The organism is Dolichospermum flos-aquae CCAP 1403/13F (assembly GCF_012516395.1).
GTDB classification, from domain to species: Bacteria; Cyanobacteriota; Cyanobacteriia; order Cyanobacteriales; family Nostocaceae; genus Dolichospermum; species Dolichospermum lemmermannii.
Genome location: NZ_CP051206.1, coordinates 831,122 through 849,097, shown reverse-complemented (window position 1 = coordinate 849,097; position 17,976 = coordinate 831,122). Strand labels below are relative to the sequence as shown.

19 protein-coding genes are annotated in these 17,976 nt (G+C 37.8%); 5 read left to right on the top strand and 14 right to left on the bottom strand.

All coding sequences use genetic code 11. The features are described 5' to 3' along the window. The first annotated feature begins 35 nt into the window (after positions 1-35). Genes HGD76_RS04350 through HGD76_RS04340 form a run of 3 tightly spaced genes read left to right on the top strand, consistent with a single transcriptional unit; the run spans position 36 to position 2,867 of the window. Positions 36-716: a response regulator gene (locus HGD76_RS04350; RefSeq protein WP_015078305.1), complete on the top strand. Its 681-nt coding sequence runs from the start codon at positions 36-38 to the stop codon at positions 714-716. Positions 717-770: 54 nt separating this feature from the next. Next, entirely contained in the window at positions 771-2,423 is a 1,653-nt protein-coding gene (locus HGD76_RS04345) for a SpoIIE family protein phosphatase (protein ID WP_168695067.1), read from the top strand. 3 nt (positions 2,424-2,426) lie between these two features. Beyond that, positions 2,427-2,867 carry an ATP-binding protein gene (locus HGD76_RS04340; protein ID WP_148763443.1) on the top strand — a complete coding sequence of 147 codons (441 nt, stop codon included), beginning with the start codon at positions 2,427-2,429 and terminating at the stop codon, positions 2,865-2,867. Positions 2,868-3,071: 204 nt separating this feature from the next. Here the strand turns inward: HGD76_RS04340 and HGD76_RS04335 are convergent, their stop codons facing one another. Further along, positions 3,072-3,272 carry a hypothetical protein gene (locus tag HGD76_RS04335; RefSeq protein ID WP_168695066.1) on the bottom strand — a complete coding sequence of 67 codons (201 nt, stop codon included), beginning with the start codon at positions 3,270-3,272 and terminating at the stop codon, positions 3,072-3,074. Positions 3,273-3,339: 67 nt separating this feature from the next. Continuing rightward, a complete protein-coding gene (locus HGD76_RS04330) occupies positions 3,340-4,680 on the bottom strand; it encodes an RNA-guided endonuclease InsQ/TnpB family protein (RefSeq protein ID WP_168695065.1) in 1,341 nt (446 codons plus the stop codon). Positions 4,681-4,752: 72 nt separating this feature from the next. Here HGD76_RS04330 and HGD76_RS24800 point away from each other — a divergent pair, with 72 nt between their 5' ends. Further along, a complete protein-coding gene (locus tag HGD76_RS24800; protein WP_148765176.1) occupies positions 4,753-4,965 on the top strand; it encodes a hypothetical protein in 213 nt (70 codons plus the stop codon). A 205-nt stretch (positions 4,966-5,170) separates the two neighbouring features. Further along, on the top strand, positions 5,171-6,565 hold the full coding sequence (gene mnmE / locus HGD76_RS04325; RefSeq protein WP_168695064.1) for a tRNA uridine-5-carboxymethylaminomethyl(34) synthesis GTPase MnmE: 1,395 nt from the start codon (positions 5,171-5,173) through the stop codon (positions 6,563-6,565). Between the two features lie 50 nt (positions 6,566-6,615). On the opposite strand, the gene HGD76_RS04320 is transcribed toward mnmE, so the two are convergent. The 12 genes from HGD76_RS04320 to plsX all read right to left on the bottom strand — a co-directional run bounded on the left by HGD76_RS04320 (position 6,616) and on the right by plsX (position 17,850). Beyond that, the gene (locus tag HGD76_RS04320) at positions 6,616-6,912 is read right to left on the bottom strand and encodes a DUF2288 domain-containing protein (protein WP_168695063.1); all 297 of its coding nucleotides are present in this window, start codon (positions 6,910-6,912) and stop codon (positions 6,616-6,618) included. Positions 6,913-7,050: 138 nt separating this feature from the next. Then, entirely contained in the window at positions 7,051-8,004 is a 954-nt protein-coding gene (locus tag HGD76_RS04315) for a 3'-5' exonuclease (protein ID WP_210967721.1), read from the bottom strand. Between the two features lie 30 nt (positions 8,005-8,034). Beyond that, positions 8,035-8,985 (bottom strand): DNA cytosine methyltransferase, encoded by a 951-nt coding sequence (locus HGD76_RS04310; RefSeq protein WP_168695062.1) that lies wholly within the window; start codon positions 8,983-8,985, stop codon positions 8,035-8,037. An 11-nt stretch (positions 8,986-8,996) separates the two neighbouring features. Then, the gene (locus HGD76_RS04305) at positions 8,997-9,863 is read right to left on the bottom strand and encodes a HindVP family restriction endonuclease (protein ID WP_267904367.1); all 867 of its coding nucleotides are present in this window, start codon (positions 9,861-9,863) and stop codon (positions 8,997-8,999) included. Positions 9,864-9,936: 73 nt separating this feature from the next. Then, positions 9,937-10,233, bottom strand: coding sequence for a HindVP family restriction endonuclease (locus HGD76_RS25785; protein WP_267904326.1), 297 nt, complete (start codon positions 10,231-10,233; stop codon positions 9,937-9,939). A gap of 102 nt (positions 10,234-10,335) precedes the next feature. Continuing rightward, a complete protein-coding gene (locus tag HGD76_RS04295; protein ID WP_168695061.1) occupies positions 10,336-10,974 on the bottom strand; it encodes a lysophospholipid acyltransferase family protein in 639 nt (212 codons plus the stop codon). Positions 10,975-11,075: 101 nt separating this feature from the next. Further along, positions 11,076-11,975: a phosphate ABC transporter substrate-binding protein gene (locus HGD76_RS04290; RefSeq protein ID WP_168695060.1), complete on the bottom strand. Its 900-nt coding sequence runs from the start codon at positions 11,973-11,975 to the stop codon at positions 11,076-11,078. Positions 11,976-11,985: 10 nt separating this feature from the next. Beyond that, positions 11,986-12,699 (bottom strand): PspA/IM30 family protein, encoded by a 714-nt coding sequence (locus HGD76_RS04285; RefSeq protein WP_168695059.1) that lies wholly within the window; start codon positions 12,697-12,699, stop codon positions 11,986-11,988. Between the two features lie 308 nt (positions 12,700-13,007). Continuing rightward, positions 13,008-14,120: a fatty acid desaturase family protein gene (locus HGD76_RS04280; RefSeq protein WP_168695058.1), complete on the bottom strand. Its 1,113-nt coding sequence runs from the start codon at positions 14,118-14,120 to the stop codon at positions 13,008-13,010. 435 nt (positions 14,121-14,555) lie between these two features. After that, positions 14,556-15,437: an ACP S-malonyltransferase gene (gene fabD / locus HGD76_RS04275; protein ID WP_168695057.1), complete on the bottom strand. Its 882-nt coding sequence runs from the start codon at positions 15,435-15,437 to the stop codon at positions 14,556-14,558. Between the two features lie 166 nt (positions 15,438-15,603). Beyond that, positions 15,604-16,605, bottom strand: coding sequence for a beta-ketoacyl-ACP synthase III (locus tag HGD76_RS04270; RefSeq protein ID WP_015078293.1), 1,002 nt, complete (start codon positions 16,603-16,605; stop codon positions 15,604-15,606). Positions 16,606-16,824: 219 nt separating this feature from the next. Beyond that, positions 16,825-17,850: a phosphate acyltransferase PlsX gene (gene plsX / locus HGD76_RS04265; protein WP_168695056.1), complete on the bottom strand. Its 1,026-nt coding sequence runs from the start codon at positions 17,848-17,850 to the stop codon at positions 16,825-16,827. Positions 17,851-17,976 lie beyond the last annotated feature (126 nt).

Below are 17,976 nucleotides of genomic sequence, written 5' to 3'. Positions count from 1 at the left end.
GCTATATATTATTTAATATCTAGCAGCATTTCGATATGAGTAAAATTCGCATTGTCGTTATTGAAGATCATTACCTCACTCGCTTCTCTATTTGCAAAGCATTACAACAAAAAAACGAAATTGAAGTAGTTGGAGAAGCTGGTAATGCCCGTCATGGTCTAATAATGTTAAAGAAGCTACAGCCAGATGTGGCAATTGTGGATATAGGTTTACCAGATCAAGATGGGATTGAATTAACCAAGGAAATTAAAGCGATCGCTAATCATCGTCAATTATCAAATACAAAAGTATTAATTCTAACGTCATCTGATAATAAAGCATCTGTACTTGCAGCCTTTAGCGCTGGTGCAGATTCCTACTGTATGAAAGATATCCGGTTTGATAATTTACTCGAAGCTATACGGGTAACTGCTGATGGTAATCCTTGGATTGATCCGATGATTGCTCGGATTATTTTAGAAAAGGCACAGCAGAAGACACATTTTGTCCAATCCAATGATAATAAACCACCTGTTAACTCTAGTATTCTCTCAGACAGAGAATTAGAAGTGTTAAAATTGATTACCAAAGGTTGTAGTAATGATGATATCGCCAAGAGACTTTATATTGTAACTGGAACTGTGAAAACACACATTAGCAATATTATGAATAAATTATGTGCTAATGATCGTACAGAAGCAGCAGTAATTGCTCTGCGTTCTGGCTTAGTTACATAATTATTAAATTAAGGACATCTTGCCATTCAAAGATGTGGAAAGTTGAGTCAAATTATGACTGATAAAAAGTTAGATAAGCTCAAGCTCATGGTGGTAGATGATGAGTTAGATAACTTAGATTTACTCTATCGCACATTTTGGAAAGATTTTAAAGTCTATAGAGCTAATAATGCCAGTGAAGCCTTGGCTATCTTAGAAAAAGAAGGTGAAATGGCTGTGATTATCTCTGACCAGAGAATGCCCGACATCAACGGTAATGAATTATTAAGTTTGACAGTTGAGCGTTTTCCTGATACAATTCGGATTTTGCTAACTGGTTTTACTGATGTGGAAGATTTAGTAGATGCAATTAACTCTGGTCGCGTATTTAAGTACATTACTAAACCTTGGAATCCCAACCAACTTCAATTATTAGTTAAGCAAGCTAGTGACACATATCGCTTAGTTAAAAAACGGGTAGCAGAATTATCTCAGGCATTGCGGCGGGAATCTTTATTTAATGCTATGACAAAGGCAATTAGAGAATCTTTAGACTATAACAATATGCTGCAAAAAATTGTTGCCACGATGGGAGAGACATTTGCGGCTCATAATTGTTTACTCAAACCAGTAGAAGATGATTTATTAATACAACAGCCATTTTGCTATCAAAATCCTCAATCTGAAATCTGTAATTTACTTCCAGACCCTAGTGAGTTAATTGCTGAAGTTTTCCAAACCCAACATTATCAAATAACAGAAAATTTTTATAAAGATATCCCTTATCAATACTTGGTTATTCCTCTCATTTATCAACAACATTTACTAGCTATTGTTGCTATTTGTAAGTTAGGAAGCGATCAGATTTGGCATCAAGAAGATATTCAATTAATTACAGATGTGTCCGAACAAGCTGCTTTAGCAATTTCCCAAGCCAAACTCTATCAAAGTCTGCAAGAAAAACAACAACAAATTCACCTGGAGTTGGAAGTAGCTCGCCAAATTCAACATAATATATTACGGCAAACCTTACCGGAAATCACAGGTGTAAAAATCCAAGCTTGTTGCTATCCAGCAAGAGAGGTTGGGGGTGATTTTTTTGAGGTATTTGTCCATGCTAATGGTGATTTGTGGTTAGCAGTTGGTGATGTTTCTGGTAAGGGCGTGCCAGCGGCTTTATTTATGTCTAGTACGATTTCTCTGCTGCGTCGGGAACTATCTCAAGAAGTACCTGTAGAGCCAAATGTGATGATGCAGAATCTGAATTATGCTCTGAGTGATGACTTAATCATCAGTAATTATTTTATCACAATGGTTTTAGCCCGTTATCACCCAAGCACAAGCGAACTTGTCTATGCTAATTCTGGGCATATTTATCCTTTTGTGTGGTCACAAAAAACAATTTTTAATGATTCTCCCCATTATCTGAAAGTTCGGAGTATTCCCTTGGGAATATTACCTAAATGGCAAGGAGAATCTGGCCGTTTGATTCTTGCTCCCGGAGATACATTACTGCTGGCTAGTGATGGAATCACGGAAGCAACTGGATGGGAAAATTTAGACAATCCCCAAACAACTAATCGTTCTATGCTCAATCAAGCAGGTTTGTGGCAACTGATTAAAAAACAAACTCAATCACTTAATCTGGATAATTTATTAGCCGTTATTCAAGCCAATAATGATCTCCAAGAAGATGATCAAACTATACTCTGTTTGGAGATTTTATAGGTTATGAAAAGTGAACTTCATGTTCCTAGTGACCTGAGTTTTATCAATATTGTAGAAAACTGGTTATTGGGATGTTTACAATTGCATCTAGGGGAATCTGTTGATTGGACAAAACAATCAAGTCTGTTACGATTAGTTTTGATAGAAGCATACTCTAATGCTGTTCGTCATGCTCATAAAGAAAAGCTAAATTTACCAATTTTACTGCGTTTAGAACTGAAAGACCGAGATCTATCAATAGAGATATGGGATCATGGTGAAGGTTTTGATCTGTCTACTTATTTTCCACCCAACCCCCTTGACAGACAAGAAGGTGGTTATGGTTGGTTAATTATGAATCGGTTGATGGATAAGGTAGAGTATAAATTACAGGTAAATGGTGCTAATTGTCTGAAGCTAGAAATGACTCTCACAGAACTATTGCCTGATGTTTTAAGAGATTGACAATCTCAGGTCTAAATACACTGAGATTGTTTAATCAAAGATATGACTTGCTCTACCAAGTTTTCACTAGGCAAAGTAAAGAAATCAATTCAGAATAAGTTGCAGAAAATTATTTGCTAATACCAGGAAATTCTCTAATTTACACACCATATTTAAATAAAATGATGGTGAGATGGGAATATTGCCTGTCCAAATTTCATCTCATTAAGAATCTTCGGGAAATACCCATGTTGGTGGTTCTGTCATTTTTTTCCGCAATCTTTCTTCAGCTATTTCTAGCATTTTGTCTAAAGAAGTTTCTTCAATAAACTTTGAAGTTGATTCTCTAAACTCGATATTGGGACATTTATCACCTAAAACGCAACCGTTAACACAGGCTTCAGCACAGTTAATTTTTTGCTCCACAATTAATTCCTCTCTAATTTGGGTGTTGTCACTTGGCAAATAAATTTGCCCTAATTTGTTTCATGAACTACCCCTGGCTAACTTCGTTTGAGCCAGGGGTTTCTACATCCCCTAGCGGAGCCTGAGATTTTTGACGCTTCGCACGACCCAGTTGCTTCATACTTCCAGCATTCTTGCGTTTGCTGGTGTTTGAAGTAGAGCTAGAATCATCCACGTCTGAGAGGCTAGTTCCTAACCCCTGTAGATTATTTGAGTACCAAAGTAGCATTACTTCTGCGGCGGCGATATCACGCTGTTGGGTATATCCGCAGTTATGGCAAACATGAGTTCTTTCGGCTAAACTCTTCTTTTCTTGATTTCCGCATTTTGGACAGGTTTGAGATGGTTTTACCTTCCTTGTAGGTACTTCTACAAACAAGCCACCAATGTCTGATAATTTCGCTTTTAGAGCGGACTTTATCATCCCCATTCCCACATCAAGAATTGATTTATTTAACCCAGCTTTTTGTTTTTTACGTTTACCTTTCTTAGCTTTGGCACTCATTTTTTTGACTTCTAGTTTTTCAGTAACTACCGTGCTATTACAGCTAATTATTCGTGTAGTTTCTTGGTGAACAAAATTCTGACGTTGGTTAGCAACTTTTCTATTCAACTTACTAACTAACTTTTGTGTTTTCTTCCACCTTCTAGAAGCCTTAACTTTCTTTTTGAAGTTAGGAGCGCGTTTTCTGCGTTTAGCTTTTCCTAATTGTTTATTTCTTTGTTCTGCCTTTCGGAAAAACCGAGGTGCAGCCACTAAACCATTTTCTTCACCATTTGTCCAAGCAATTGCATCATTACAACCTAAATCAATGGCAATAACACCATTATCAGTTTTGCGGCTATTCTTTAATAAAATATCGTCAATTTCTAGCACGAGGGAAGCGTACCATTTACCATTACGGTAAACGATATCTAAAGCTTTAGGATGCCCCCAAAGTCTAGCCTTACCCCGCATTTGGATTTGACCAATCTTTGATAATTCTAAATAGCCGTTATCCCCTGTGCTATGTACTTTCCAACCCGTAAAAGATGGGTAAGTCCAACCGGAATAATGGCGAGGCGATTTGAATCTAGGATACTTTCCTAGTCCCTTGAAAAACCTTCCAAAAGCAAAATCAACCCGTTTTAATGTGGCTTGTAATGCTTGGGAATTAATTTCTTTATATTCTATCCAGACTTCTTTGAAATCCGGTAAACAGTTCTGTTGCTCAAAGTAAGAAACAGATTTACCAAACTTTTTATATGAAGTAATGCGGTTAGATACAGCAGCATTATACAAATCTTTATGAAGTTGGCGGTGGTAGTGCAACATTTCACTGACTTGTTTATTAGGATATAGTCGGAAAGTCGCTCTCCGTAACGCCATTGATGTTTTTACCTCTTGTTTCTGTTTACTTCAAATACTATTATATATCTATCTACATAGATATGTCAACTCATGAAAAAACCAAGAACACAAACTGAATGGCAACAGAGAAACAAAGACAAAGTTAACAAGTATAATGCTAGATATAGAAAGAGTAAAATTCGGATTGGGCTAACGATAGATAAAGAAGTTGCTGAAAGGATATCGGCAATAAAAGACCCAAGTCAAAGTTATGGTGAATGGTTGCGTCAGATAATAGATAATTTACTTGCGAACCAATGCTAATATTTTGTCAAAAACTCAACTGTCCTCAAAATTCTTTTACTTGCAATAAAAAACATTTTAAGAACGTTTCGTTTTTGACTTGCTTACATCCCCACCCTATGAGTACATTGAGGGTGGGGAATTACGCAAAACTGTTAAACTAGTGTACTGTAGGGGTTTAAGATTGCGCTTTCCTCCTACTTCTAAATTTGTAGAAAAACGGCTCATGTCGGAATTATTAGCTAACACTGGAACTATTGCGGCGATCGCTACTGCTGTTGTCCCTCAGCAAGGTAGTGTAGGTATTGTGCGGGTTTCTGGTGATCAGGCAATGGCGATCGCGCACACTCTATTTTACGCCCCAGGGCGACAAGTTTGGTCAAGTCATCGCATCATTTATGGTTATATTCGTCAACCCCAAACTCAGCAAATTGTTGATGAAGCTTTATTATTAATAATGAAAGCCCCTCGGTCTTTTACCCGTGAAAATGTGGTAGAATTCCATTGTCACGGGGGAATTATGGCGGTGCAACAGGTATTGCAATTATGCTTAGAAAATGGCGCAAGATTAGCTCAACCGGGAGAATTTACATTAAGAGCATTTTTAAATGGCAGATTAGACTTAACCCAAGCGGAAAGTATAGCAGATTTAGTGGGAGCAAAATCACCTCAAGCTGCTCAAACGGCTTTGGCTGGATTACAAGGTAAATTAGCCCAACCTATCCGCAAATTACGGGCTAATTGTTTAGATATTTTGGCAGAAATTGAAGCCAGAATTGATTTTGAGGAAGATTTACCACCTTTAGATCAGCAAAGAATTATTGCAGATATTGAGCAAGTGACGGCGGAAATTAGCAAATTATTAGCCACAAAAGACAAGGGTGAATTACTGCGAACTGGTCTAAAAGTGGCGATAGTGGGGCGACCAAACGTGGGAAAATCGAGTTTATTAAATGCTTGGAGTCAGAGCGATCGCGCCATTGTCACCGACTTACCAGGAACAACCCGCGACGTGGTAGAATCTCAATTGGTTGTGGGAGGAATCCCCGTCCAGGTATTAGATACAGCGGGGATTCGGGAAACAGTAGATCAGGTAGAAAAAATCGGTGTAGAGCGATCGCATCGTGCCGCTAATGATGCTGATTTGGTATTATTTACCATTGACGCGGCCTCCGGTTGGACACCCGCAGATCAAGAAATTTATGAACAAGTAAAACACCGTCCGGTAATTTTAGTCATTAATAAAATTGACCTGATTTCATCAGCAGAACAGGAAAATCTTCAATCCAAAATCCAAAATCCAAAATCCAAAATTCTCACAGCCGCAGCGATAAATCAAGGAATTGATAATTTAGAAACAGCGATTTTAGAAATAGTTCAACAGGGAAAAGTTCAAGCCGCTGATCTGGATTTAGCAATTAATCAAAGACAAGCAGCAGCTTTAACAAAAGCCAAGATTGATTTAGCACAAGTGCAAATGACAATCACCGATAAATTACCCTTAGATTTTTGGACAATTGATTTAAGAGGAGCAATTCAAGCATTAGGAGAAATCACCGGAGAAGAAGTTACAGAATCGGTTTTAGATCGGATTTTTAGCCGCTTCTGTATTGGTAAATAAGATCATTTATTGTTTGCAGTCCCCTAATAATATCTCAAAATTGCAGTATTTTAGACCGTGATGATTTCTTTGATGATCACATAAGGTTCAACAATCAGAGCATTAAATCGCTTTTCACGGTTGAGATTCCATTCTCCCACTTGATCTATTGTCGGTTTGGCTAATAATTGTTCATCTATCCAATGTTGCACTGAAAGAATATTATCACTAGCGATCGCTTCTCCCACATCCAGTAAATCCAAATTATCTGCTATCACAATTACTGCATCTTTTTGGACATGGGGAATTAACCACTCCCATTCTGCTTCATCGAGATTTTGCTGTAATTTTTCGCGTAAATCCGACATAATTTCCCACTTTATTGATTATTAGTTTGATTTTACAATATCAGAAACCTATTTTTTGTGTGTAGTTAATTTTTTTTAACGAACCACAGAGACACAGAGGACACAGAGATGGAGAAGGAAGGGATATTTATATATTTTTTAAGACGTTATGGTTTCAACTAAATATTCAGGAGGTAGTGAATTAATAAACTGACTTTTGGATTTTGAGTAATTTTTAAAATCTTTGAGAAACCAGGAGATAAATAACTGTTTTTTTGCTCTAGTTAAAGCTACGTAAAATAGCCGCTTTTCTTCTTCTATTTTATTATCTCGCAAACTGAAGTAAGTCGGAAATTCTTCTTCACACATACCTGCAATAAACACGGTATCAAATTCTAATCCTTTTGATTGATGAATTGTGATGATTAAAACTTGATTATTTTCTTGGGAAATTTGATCTAAGTTTTTTGCTAATGCTGTATATTCTATAATATTTCTCAGCGCTGTATCAGGATGTAATTCTAAATTATCCTGTTCTTTGAAAATCTTGACTAACCTTTTGAGATTTTCTAATCTGTGTGATTCATGATTTTCATAGTAGTCATATAAACCAGAATCAATTAATATGTTACCTAATAAATCTGCTGGACGTAATTTTTGACTGGTATTTTTCCAACTTTGAATATCATCAGCTAAATTTTCAAATCCTTTTCCATAACGGTAAACTAATGCTTGACGATAATCAGCACGATGTTTAACTACAGGAATGAGAATTGCTAATAATTCTACAGTTGCACGGGTGTCATTAATAGCACTATGATTTGGAAATTGATTTAGTTTTAATTTAGTGGCTAAATTTTCTAAACTATAATTATCTGCTTGAATAAAACGTTTTGCTAAATCCCAGGTATCTCCCCATTGAAATTGCGGAGTTGATAAACCTAATTTTTGAGCATCAGCTATAATCATTTTAATGTCAAAGCCTAGATTATGTCCAACTAAAAAAGCATCTTGGATAAATTCTAGAAACTCTGTAAATACATCAATTGCATTTTTGCCATTTGCTGCTAAAAATTCATCACTATAACCGTGTATTTGTTTTGAATCTCCCACAGCAACAGTATCTTTTATATAATTGATAATTTAAACAGTTAACAACGAAACATCAGATATGTGATATTTATTTTTATCTTGAATATACATGAGCAGAGATTTAGCAACATATTCTGCTAACTTAATAGGTACAGCATTACCAATCATCTGTTCTAAATCTGTTTTTGAACCTGCAAAAATAAAATTATCAGGGAAAGTTTGAAGATAACTTCTTTCACGAGTAGTTAATGGACGCAAATCTGGTGTTAATGGTGCAACATCTCCGGGGTGTTGTTGATAAGTTTTAGGTATTGGTCTATTCACACCTCTAATAGTTGGACTTGGTTCATCAATACTAAAAATAGCTCTTCTTTGATAACTTCTAGGATGACGATAATAATATTCAATTCCTAAACTATTCCCTAAATAATCTCTAATAGTTGTCGGTTTTTTAGATAAATTAGCTTCTAGATAAGTCTTGAGATTATCATCTTGACCACCAAGTTCTCCTATACAGAAAAATCTCTTCCTCTTTTGTGGTACACCACATAAACTAGCATCTAATACCTTTTCGGTTAAACCATAACCAGCAGATTTAAGAATTTGCTTAAACTCTTGATATTTGTGAGATTTCCTAAACAATTCTACATTTTCTAAAACAAACCATTGACTAGAAACACTAGCTACTATTTCAGCAAATGTAATACTTAAATCACCTCTCCCTAAATCTTCATTCCGCTTACCAGCACTCGAAAAATCTTGACATGGTGGACCACCAATAATTACATCAGGTAAAAATTGTTTAAATATTGAATAATTATTATTTACCTGACTCAAATCATATTCAAAAATCGGATGATGAAAGTTTTGCTTATAAACATTTACGGCAGATTTCCAGTTTTCAAAAGCAGCGACAATCTCAAATCCACTATTTTGAAATCCTAGTGATAATCCACCACAACCGGAAAATACATCTATGACTTTTAAAGGAGAGGATTTCATGGGTGTATTCATTAAATTTCTTTTAGTCTATCATCAAAAATTTCTGGATTGCTGAAAATAATAGCATCAAATCTTCTTTCAGGACTTAAAAAGTTTTGTCCTCCTCCTAAAATGATATTTTTAATTTCTTCTTTGGTAATCCTGGGTTTAACCAAATTATCACAAGTCATATAAGGACGAGTATTAGAACCACTTAAAGCAAAGGCTTTATCATTCTTAGTGTTATAGGTTAATGTATCAATAACTAATTTATGATTTATCTTACCAACAAGAGCAAATTCATATAACATTTTTGCCAACCAGACCACAGAACGCATAGGTCTTTGGATAGTTTCTTCTGATTTAGCTAATCTTTTAGTGATATCAAAGAAAAGCCGGGTAAAACCAAAGTTACTCCAGACAAAAATATCTAAACAGTTTTGATAAAGCTTGGAAGTTTTACCTACCGTTTTCCATATTGGTTGCATGACCAATGGAGATTGAATTGCTATATTTTCACTTATTAAAGTATCTAAACTATCTACAATTTGAGGAATAAAAGGCAATACCTGACGGATACTTGACCAATCTTCAATTTGACTACATACCGGTTGAAGATAATTGAGTAATTTATCTCTTGAGTTTTCAAATTCATGAGCAATACTCAAAGCAAGATAGACAATAGTATCTGGTCTGGTAACAATTTCACAGCCGTATTGATGATCTGGTAACCGATAAGTGGAATTATCAGGTAATGCAGTTAATTTAATTTCTATACTTCGTAAACAAGCATTATCTCTACTAAGATCATGGGTTACTAAATCAACTCGCGGTAATTTACCAACAACTATTTTTCTATAAGGTACATAGTCAGGGCAAACGCACCTAAATTCTGTAATCCATGCCCAGCAAGGGTTTCAACCTTTAGTTACAAAAATTAACAATCGTCAAAACCTTTGTCCAGTAAGCATTCTAAAAATAAGATGCGCTTGCCCTGGGTACATAGTCACTTTCAAAGGAGAAGAATAAATGATCAGAAAGAGGAGTGATACCAAATATTTGAGAAATATCTATTTCTTGATGCTGAATTTTTAACTGCTTGTCCAAGGTTAAATAATTGAGTTTTAAACCTTTCTGATACATATAACAAGCTAAGGATGCAGGAAAAGAATTATTAAATTGATTCTTGCCCCAACTTTCTCTTTGAGAAAAATCTCTATTAGAATGATTTAATCCAAATAAACCTACTTGTAAATTTTCGGGTTGCATTAGGCTGAATTTGATAATTAACTTACATAAAAACGCACGCATTTATTATGTATACTGAAAACTCTTGTGGGGTAGGCATCTTGCCTGCCCTATAATAAATTCTTACCTACCCAAATCGTGCATGGCATTAATTGCGTCCGCACACATTTGAGTAACTCTTTCCAATTCCTCCTTCTTAGTAGAACTGGGAGCGTCAATTAATTGACCAATTCTAATAGTCAAAGGTACAGAACGAGGTAAAGAAGAACCCGGTTGTAAAATCTTCTCACTTCCCCATAAACACACAGGTAAAAAAGGAGCTTTGGCCTTGGCTGCGAGGAGGGCTGCACCTCTTTTGGGGTCATGAATGCGACCATCTGGGGTGCGTGTACCTTCTAAAAACACACCCACAGCCCAACCATTATCTAAATATTCTAAAGCGGAACGGATAGCATTGCGGTCAGCACTACCGCGACTTACAGGATACGCACCGTATAATTTAATGGCTTGTGATAAAACAGGAACTTTAAATAATTCTTCTTTAGCCATATAAGCAACTGGACGACGCACAGAAGTAGAAACTATCGGGGGGTCAAAGTAACTAGCATGATTGCTAACTATGATTACAGGTCCAGATTGGGGGACATTTTCCGCACCATAAATCTTGCCGCGAAAATATGTGTGCAGCAAAGGGCTAATTACCGACCACTTAAAGGCGTGATACAGTGCCAAACTAATTAAGGGTTCACGAGTTCTAGTCACGGAAGATAATATAAATAAAATAGAATCCAAAAGTCAGAATTCAGGAGTCAGAACTTATTTTAACCTCTAACTCCCAAATCTAACTGCTGATTTTGCCTACATCAGTTTCCTACCGTTAAAGCCTGTTGTCCTTGAGGTGAAGTAGCATAACCTAAAAATGCTTGCACTCCAGCACTAGCAGGGTCTTTATAGATATAATACAGTGAACGTTTATAGGGATAACTAGCCGCTTCTGGAGTCAAGCCTTCAATAGCCACGACTCGCACGGTTTGCTGATTAGCAACTTGAGCAAAAGTCGCATAGCCGATACCATCTTTTTTCAAAGCTTGAACTAAGGGAGTTGTGGCATCTTGGGGTAAGGTCGTAATATTGGGTGTAGTCCCAAAATTAGCTCCTTTTAAGACTAATTCTTTAAAAGTTTGATGTGTGCCACTAATTGCTGGACGATTAATGACGCGGATAGTTGCGGCTGAACCACCCACGGCTGACCAATTATTAATTTTTCCCTGAAATATATCTGCAATTTGACTACTGGTTAATCCTTGCTTAAAAGGATTTGCTGTACCGACCATCAAAGCGATCGCATCTTGTGTTACAGTAACAGCCTTTAATCCCTGACTTTGCTCCTGTGTTGTCAATGGTCTAGAAGCTGCCGCAACATCAACTTTACCAGCCAAGAGATCCTGAATTCCCTTATCCGTCCCATTCCCCACAGCTTCCACCTTCGTACCGGGAAACTGTTTCTCAAAGCCATTTTTGAGATTTTGGTTAATTGTCACCATACTCGTAGAACCGTCTATTTTGACAGTCGTACCACTAGCCACTGTCGTTGGTAGCGGGAAAGTCCCAGAGGTCGCACCAGCAGGAGAATTACTTTCTGGCTGCGTAGCTGTCGGATTTGGGGCAGGATTACGCATGAAAAACCACCAGTAACCACCACCGAAAAGCCCTAAAAATAGCAAAATAAAAACAATAGGAGGCGGTCCGCTTCTCTGACTCATAAATTCCTAATTATTCTGGTAGTTGTTTAGGTTTAGAATCCTGTAACCTTTGTAAGCGACGGGCAACTTCGTCGTCTAAAGTCATGTTTTCGATTTCAGCCTGGAGTTTTTCCGCTGGGTTTTCCGACAATTCGGCTAAAGCTTCTGTCTGCACATTCCGACGTTCAACCGCACTTTTAGCCTTTTCAAAATCACTTTTAGCCGAACCAATGTCAAATTCATTATTGACTTTAGCAATCATAGCCAGGGCTTCATTTACCTCTGACATATCCTTGATGTTCTGCATATCAGATTTGTAGGTTTCTAATTTTACGCGCTCCCGGTTGAGCCTATCCTTAGAAGCTTTGACCGAAGTTTCTGCTTGTTTAACCATTTCCTCCAGTTTGGGCAAAATTTGCTCTGTTTGAATTAGCTTACTCATGGCCATTCGCGCAGCTTCTTCATTACCACTACGTTGAGCAATCATAGCTTGTTGCTCTAGAGTTTTGGATTCTGTAATTTTTGCCTCATATTTGCGTTTAGCAGTCTTATATGCGCCCTCTTGAGCCGCAACTGCTCCCGCTAGTTTCTGAACGGCTTCTTGCATTGACTGAAGAGATTCTTCAGCAACTGCTACAGCCACTTTACCACCAGACTCTACAGGCATTCCCCATAACCAGTTCCAAGTCCCAACTATGGTTCGTCCTGCCCTTTCACCCATTATCCAGTAGACAGCTTTTTTCATAACCGAAAGTTATTTCAGTAAGGATGCTTATGGTAATATTTTTACCTTAAACTTGACATATATCCCAGTTGTATGTCAACTTTTTTCATCATTTTTGATTTACTTTAACAGTTTTGCGTAATTCCCCACCCTCAATGTACTCATAGCTTGCCTGGGAATGATAGCGCAGCGTGGCGTAAGCCATATTCCCAGTCTGATAGCAAAAGTTGTCTTTTGATGACTAAATAAGCACAATATTTTTTAAATTGTTGAGTTTACTTTAGTAAACTTTGGTTATAAAGTTCAAATCTCAGCCGTTTCGGATATCCCTACTTACTATCATCACTTAGATGATTTGTGCATAAGATTGGACAATCTACAGATTTGTTTCCCGACCAATCTGTGAAGATATTATCATCTTTGTAATGTCTGGGTGTTTGCAGCATCAATTCCCATACTTTGCCAGCATTCAACAAATTAAATTTCTCAGGATAATGTGTTTGTAATAGTGCTTGCACCATTGGCGCGTAATCTGAATTTATGCCGGGAAAAATGTGATGTTCAGTGTGATAAGAAAAGTTTAAATGTAAGAGATCAAATATTTTAGGAACTCGAATAGAGAGACTATTGATCAGCACATCATTTACACTTGTCATGGGACATAACATATGATTAGTATAGATATAAAATATCAACCCTGCATAGCCTATCCAAATGGGTAAAAAGTAGCTAAGAAGCAGTTTGATGGGATGGAATTCCAGGTAGGTTAAGATACTCGCATGAATGCCGACAATCATTAATAATTCTAGTGCTATTGCTCGTCGTTCTTTCCCACTAACTGTAAAAGCCACCACAGGATATTCGGCTTTACTATTATTGAATAATAAAACTGAGGTGAGATTACGAAATGCGTGAACTCCCCAAGCATGACCCATTCCTATAAATAATAAAATAGGATTTACCTCAGCCGAAGGCACAAAAGCATTCTGAATCCATTTACCCCAATTTTTAGGTTGACTGTCCAAATAATTGCGATCTGGATCTTGTAAAGAATTTGTTTTATTGTGATGTTCTCGATTGTGTATAGCCTTCCATAAAGTTGGTGGCATCCATAACATTGTAAGTCCCAATAAACTAATTACTTGTCTTAACCAGGGATTTTTAACCGTGCGGCTGTGCAGCAAATTGTGGGTGCTAAATAGGAGAACAATCACACTATTAGCCATCACTAATGCTAATGGCAAATACAGCCAAAGAAAATACCAATTCCAGTCATCAAGATGATTGGCGATTCCCCAACCCAGAATCATAATTGCTAGATTAATTAAAAGAATCCAGAGTTTATTGGTATCAGGGAGAAATGCCTCTGGTGGTAGTAAAGGACGCAGCTTTTTAGCATATTCTGCTTGGGTCATCCAAGTTTTTTGTGCAAGTGTATTCATGAATCTTTGTAGTTTTCTTTACAGGGTTATTAGTCCAAGTTTTGAGCAATTTTAAGTAGGGTTTGCTGAATAAGTACCCAAAGCGAACCTAGATGCAACACAGTGCTAAAAATGGTGGTTTGGGAGATTGGTTTCCAAATTCACCCCCTGATTTTCCATAGAAATGCAAGGATTTTGAGGCTCTAAATGCCATATCCTTGCACTTTTTTGTTGTCAAAATCCGCGAAACCCTTATTGAGAAGCGGTTCTAGCTTTACTCAGCAAGCCCTAAGTACAAGGTTGACTTTTTGGCGTTATCTTACTTTAATCCTGACAAATTAATGAAGTTCATCAAATAAATTTTGAGACAATAAAAATAGACATCATAGAAAGGTTATGTTGCCAATTTCATCTACATAATGACTTATTTAATTGTGAATTAATTTGTGCAATTACCTATTCAGGTAACTCCTCAGCATTACGAATGTTCTCTAAAATCAAGCCAGTTGCAGTCCGTTTAATCAAACCTGTTAAGACGTTCCCAGGACCAATTTCCACAACTTTCTCAATGCCATTTTCTGATAATTGCAAAGAAATTTCTCGCCAACGCACAGGACCTGTCATTTGTTGAGAAAGACGCTGTTTTAAAGTTTCCGCTGCTACCGCCGGAATTGGATCTAAATTAGACAAAACTGGGACGGTTGCTGACTGAAAAATTACTGAATCGAGAACTTGTTGAAATTCTGTTGCTGCTGCTTTCATTAAATGTGAATGAAATGCGCCCGAAACCTTTAAGGGAATAGCGCGTTTAGCTTTGACTTGTGACATGACAGCCTGTACAGCTTCGGGAGTTCCAGAAATAACAACTTGGGCAGGACTGTTATCATTTGCTAAAACTACATTAGGTGTTTCGCTAATAACTTTTTCTAATTCTTCTCGGTCAAAGTTCATTAGTGCGGCCATCATTCCCCCAGCAGCACTATCCATTAATTCTGCCCGTCGTTTTACCAAATGTAACCCAGCAGACCATTCAAACACACCAGCCACATAAAGGGCTATATACTCGCCTAAACTATGACCTGCAACTAGGTCTGGTTGCTGTCCTTTTTCCCGCAAAATATCAGCAATAATACTTTCGATTACATATAAACTAGGTTGGGTATAAAGTGTCCGTGATAAGGTTTCAATATCACTTTGGCAGATATCTGTGACAGACCAGCCCAAAATTTCCTCAGCTTGAATAAATTTTTCTTTGGCAGATGGTAGATTTAACAAGTCTATTCCCATTCCCAGCGATTGAGAACCTTGTCCGGGAAACACCCATGCAGTTTTAGTCATTTGTTCTTTGTCAGTTGTTAGTTGTCAGTAGAGGCGAAGCATTTGGAAGATAAATTATCGGTCATTGCCAAAAATAGTTCTCCAAATGCTTCGCCCGTACAGTTGTCAGTTGTTCGTTGTTATTAATTTTCTGATTTTTAATTTTTAATTCTCAATTTTGAATTGTTTATCTTCCCCATTTAAAAATGGCTGCACCCCAGGAAAGACCGGCACCAAAACCAGATGCAGCAATAATATCATTGGGTTTGATTTTCCCGGCTCGCACTGCTTCATCTAACGCCAGAGGGATAGATGCGGCGGAGGTGTTACCATAGTCGGATACATTACTGATCACTTTATGTTCGGGAATCTCTAAGCGTTCAGCAACGGAATTGATAATTCTTTGATTTGCTTGATGTAATACTAGCCAATCTATATTTTCAACTTTGAGATTAGCTGCAAACAGGGCTTTGTCTATTACTTCTGGGACTTTTTGCACAGCGAAGCGGTAGACTTCTTTGCCGTTCATGGTAATGGGGTGATATTTGCCTGTAGATACATGAATATCTGGTGTCAGTTCTGTGGTAGAGGCGTTATAGGACAGGTTAAGACAATTGTTTTGAGAACCATCGCTTTTGAGGCAAAATCCTAATAGGCGATCGCTCTTATTAGCCTGTAATACCACTGCCCCAGCCCCATCACCAAATAACACACAACTGCGTCTATCTTGCCAATCTACCCACCGAGAGAGGATATCAGCCCCAATTAAGAGTACATTTTGATAAACACCTGTTCTGATGTATTGTGCGGCTGTAACTAAACCAAAGACAAAACCAGAACAAGCGGCGGTTAAGTCAAAGGCGACTGCTTTGGTAGCACCTAATTCACCTTGAACACGGCAAGCAGTGCCAAATAGGTCATCAGGGGTGGATGTGGCCAATAAAATTAAATCTATGTCTGCTGCTGTGATCCCGGCGGCAGCAATGGCCTGTTGACTAGCCGCAGTGGCCAATGATGCCAGTGAGTCAGGGGGCAACGCTAACCGTCTTTGACGAATTCCTGTTCTTGAGGCAATCCACTCATCTGATGTTTCTACCAGTTGAGTTAACTCTTGGTTGTGTAAACAAGTTGCTGGGACTGCTGAACCACTGCCTGTAATTGCTATACCACCGTTAAAAAAATTTTGCACTTCTTTTTTTCCTCAATTGTCAATTGTCATTTGTAAATTGTCAGTTGTCTTGTTTGTAAGCATTAATAACGAGTACCAATGACAATCCCAATTTTAGATTTGAGATCAAAAACAGTAGATTTATAAAAGTAATTATGAATCTAAAATCCGCAATCTAAAACTGGATGACAAGTGACAAATGGCTGTTAGCGGAATATCTCTACTTTTGAGAAGTAATAGTTAACTACTTTCATTTTGGAGAATTTGATATTGGGATTGGAGTCTTTCTAACACCTGATTATCTACGGCTTCTTTAGCCATGCGAATGGCACTAAAAATAGATGGTGCTTGGGAACTGCCATGACCAATAAAACAAATACCGCTGACACCCAAAAGCAAAGCGCCTCCATGTTCAGCGTGATCCATGCGCTGTTTAACGCGTTTTAAGTTGGGTTTTAAAATCGCTGTACCGATTTGACCGTGTATCCCTTGGGGTAATTCTTCTCGGAGAATTTGCAGAATTACTCCGCCAACTGCTTCGGCAAATTTTAATAAAATATTACCCACAAAGCCGTCGCAAACAATCACATCAAATTCACCGGACAATACATCACGCCCTTCAGCATTACCAGTGAAATTAATTTGAGTATTTTCCCGTAACAATTGGTGGGCGCGAAGAACTACTTCGTTACCTTTAGTATCTTCTTCGCCAATATTCAATAAACCTATTTTGGGATTTTCTGTTCCCAAAACATACTGACTGTAAATTGAACCCATGACTGCAAACTGCTCTAAAAACTTAGGGCGACAGTCTACATTAGCACCGACATCCAGGATCATTACTGGCTTGCCTGCTTTGATGGTGGGGAATACTGTGCCAATTGCTGGGCGGTCAATTCCCGGTAATCTTCCTAAGCGTAGCAAAGCTGAGGCCATGGCTGCCCCAGAGTGTCCAGCAGAAAATACAGCATCTGCTTGTTGATTTTTAACTAAATCCATCGCTATGTTGATGGAAGATTTCCGCTTGCGTCTAACTGCGTTGAGAGGATCTTCATCCATAGCGATCGTTTCCTCGGCAGGAACAATCTCCAAATCCGCCATAGTTGTCTTTGGCGGCATTACAGCCTCGATTTGTTGGGGATCTCCAACCAGTAATATTTTTACACCCAATTCCTCTCGCGCCCGCAGTGCGCCGGCGACGATTTCAGCGGGTGCATGATCTCCCCCCATTGCGTCAATTGCGATCCTTACACCAGTCGATCCCATTGCTCAGAGCTTATAGAAACCTTACAAATTTTATCAGATTGCAATACTTAAAAATTCAGAATTCTCAAAAAAGCATAAGAAAATCTATTTTTTCTGCAACTAAAAGAATTCAGGAGCTTGCATTAA

Bases quoted from the DNA above. Each gene is read 5' to 3' on its own strand.
- HGD76_RS04340 (WP_148763443.1), top strand. From the start codon at position 2,427: ATGAAAAGTGAACTTCATGTTCCTAGTGACCTGAGTTTTATCAATATT.
- HGD76_RS04280 (WP_168695058.1), bottom strand. From the start codon at position 14,120: ATGAATACACTTGCACAAAAAACTTGGATGACCCAAGCAGAATATGCT.
- HGD76_RS25785 (WP_267904326.1), bottom strand. From the start codon at position 10,233: ATGCAACCCGAAAATTTACAAGTAGGTTTATTTGGATTAAATCATTCT.
- HGD76_RS04350 (WP_015078305.1), top strand. From the start codon at position 36: ATGAGTAAAATTCGCATTGTCGTTATTGAAGATCATTACCTCACTCGC.
- HGD76_RS04290 (WP_168695060.1), bottom strand. From the start codon at position 11,975: ATGAGTCAGAGAAGCGGACCGCCTCCTATTGTTTTTATTTTGCTATTT.
- HGD76_RS04285 (WP_168695059.1), bottom strand. From the start codon at position 12,699: ATGAAAAAAGCTGTCTACTGGATAATGGGTGAAAGGGCAGGACGAACC.
- mnmE (WP_168695064.1), top strand. From the start codon at position 5,171: ATGTCGGAATTATTAGCTAACACTGGAACTATTGCGGCGATCGCTACT.
- HGD76_RS04320 (WP_168695063.1), bottom strand. From the start codon at position 6,912: ATGTCGGATTTACGCGAAAAATTACAGCAAAATCTCGATGAAGCAGAA.
- HGD76_RS04310 (WP_168695062.1), bottom strand. From the start codon at position 8,985: ATGAAATCCTCTCCTTTAAAAGTCATAGATGTATTTTCCGGTTGTGGT.
- fabD (WP_168695057.1), bottom strand. From the start codon at position 15,437: ATGACTAAAACTGCATGGGTGTTTCCCGGACAAGGTTCTCAATCGCTG.
- plsX (WP_168695056.1), bottom strand. From the start codon at position 17,850: ATGGGATCGACTGGTGTAAGGATCGCAATTGACGCAATGGGGGGAGAT.
- HGD76_RS04330 (WP_168695065.1), bottom strand. From the start codon at position 4,680: ATGGCGTTACGGAGAGCGACTTTCCGACTATATCCTAATAAACAAGTC.
- HGD76_RS04345 (WP_168695067.1), top strand. From the start codon at position 771: ATGACTGATAAAAAGTTAGATAAGCTCAAGCTCATGGTGGTAGATGAT.
- HGD76_RS24800 (WP_148765176.1), top strand. From the start codon at position 4,753: ATGAAAAAACCAAGAACACAAACTGAATGGCAACAGAGAAACAAAGAC.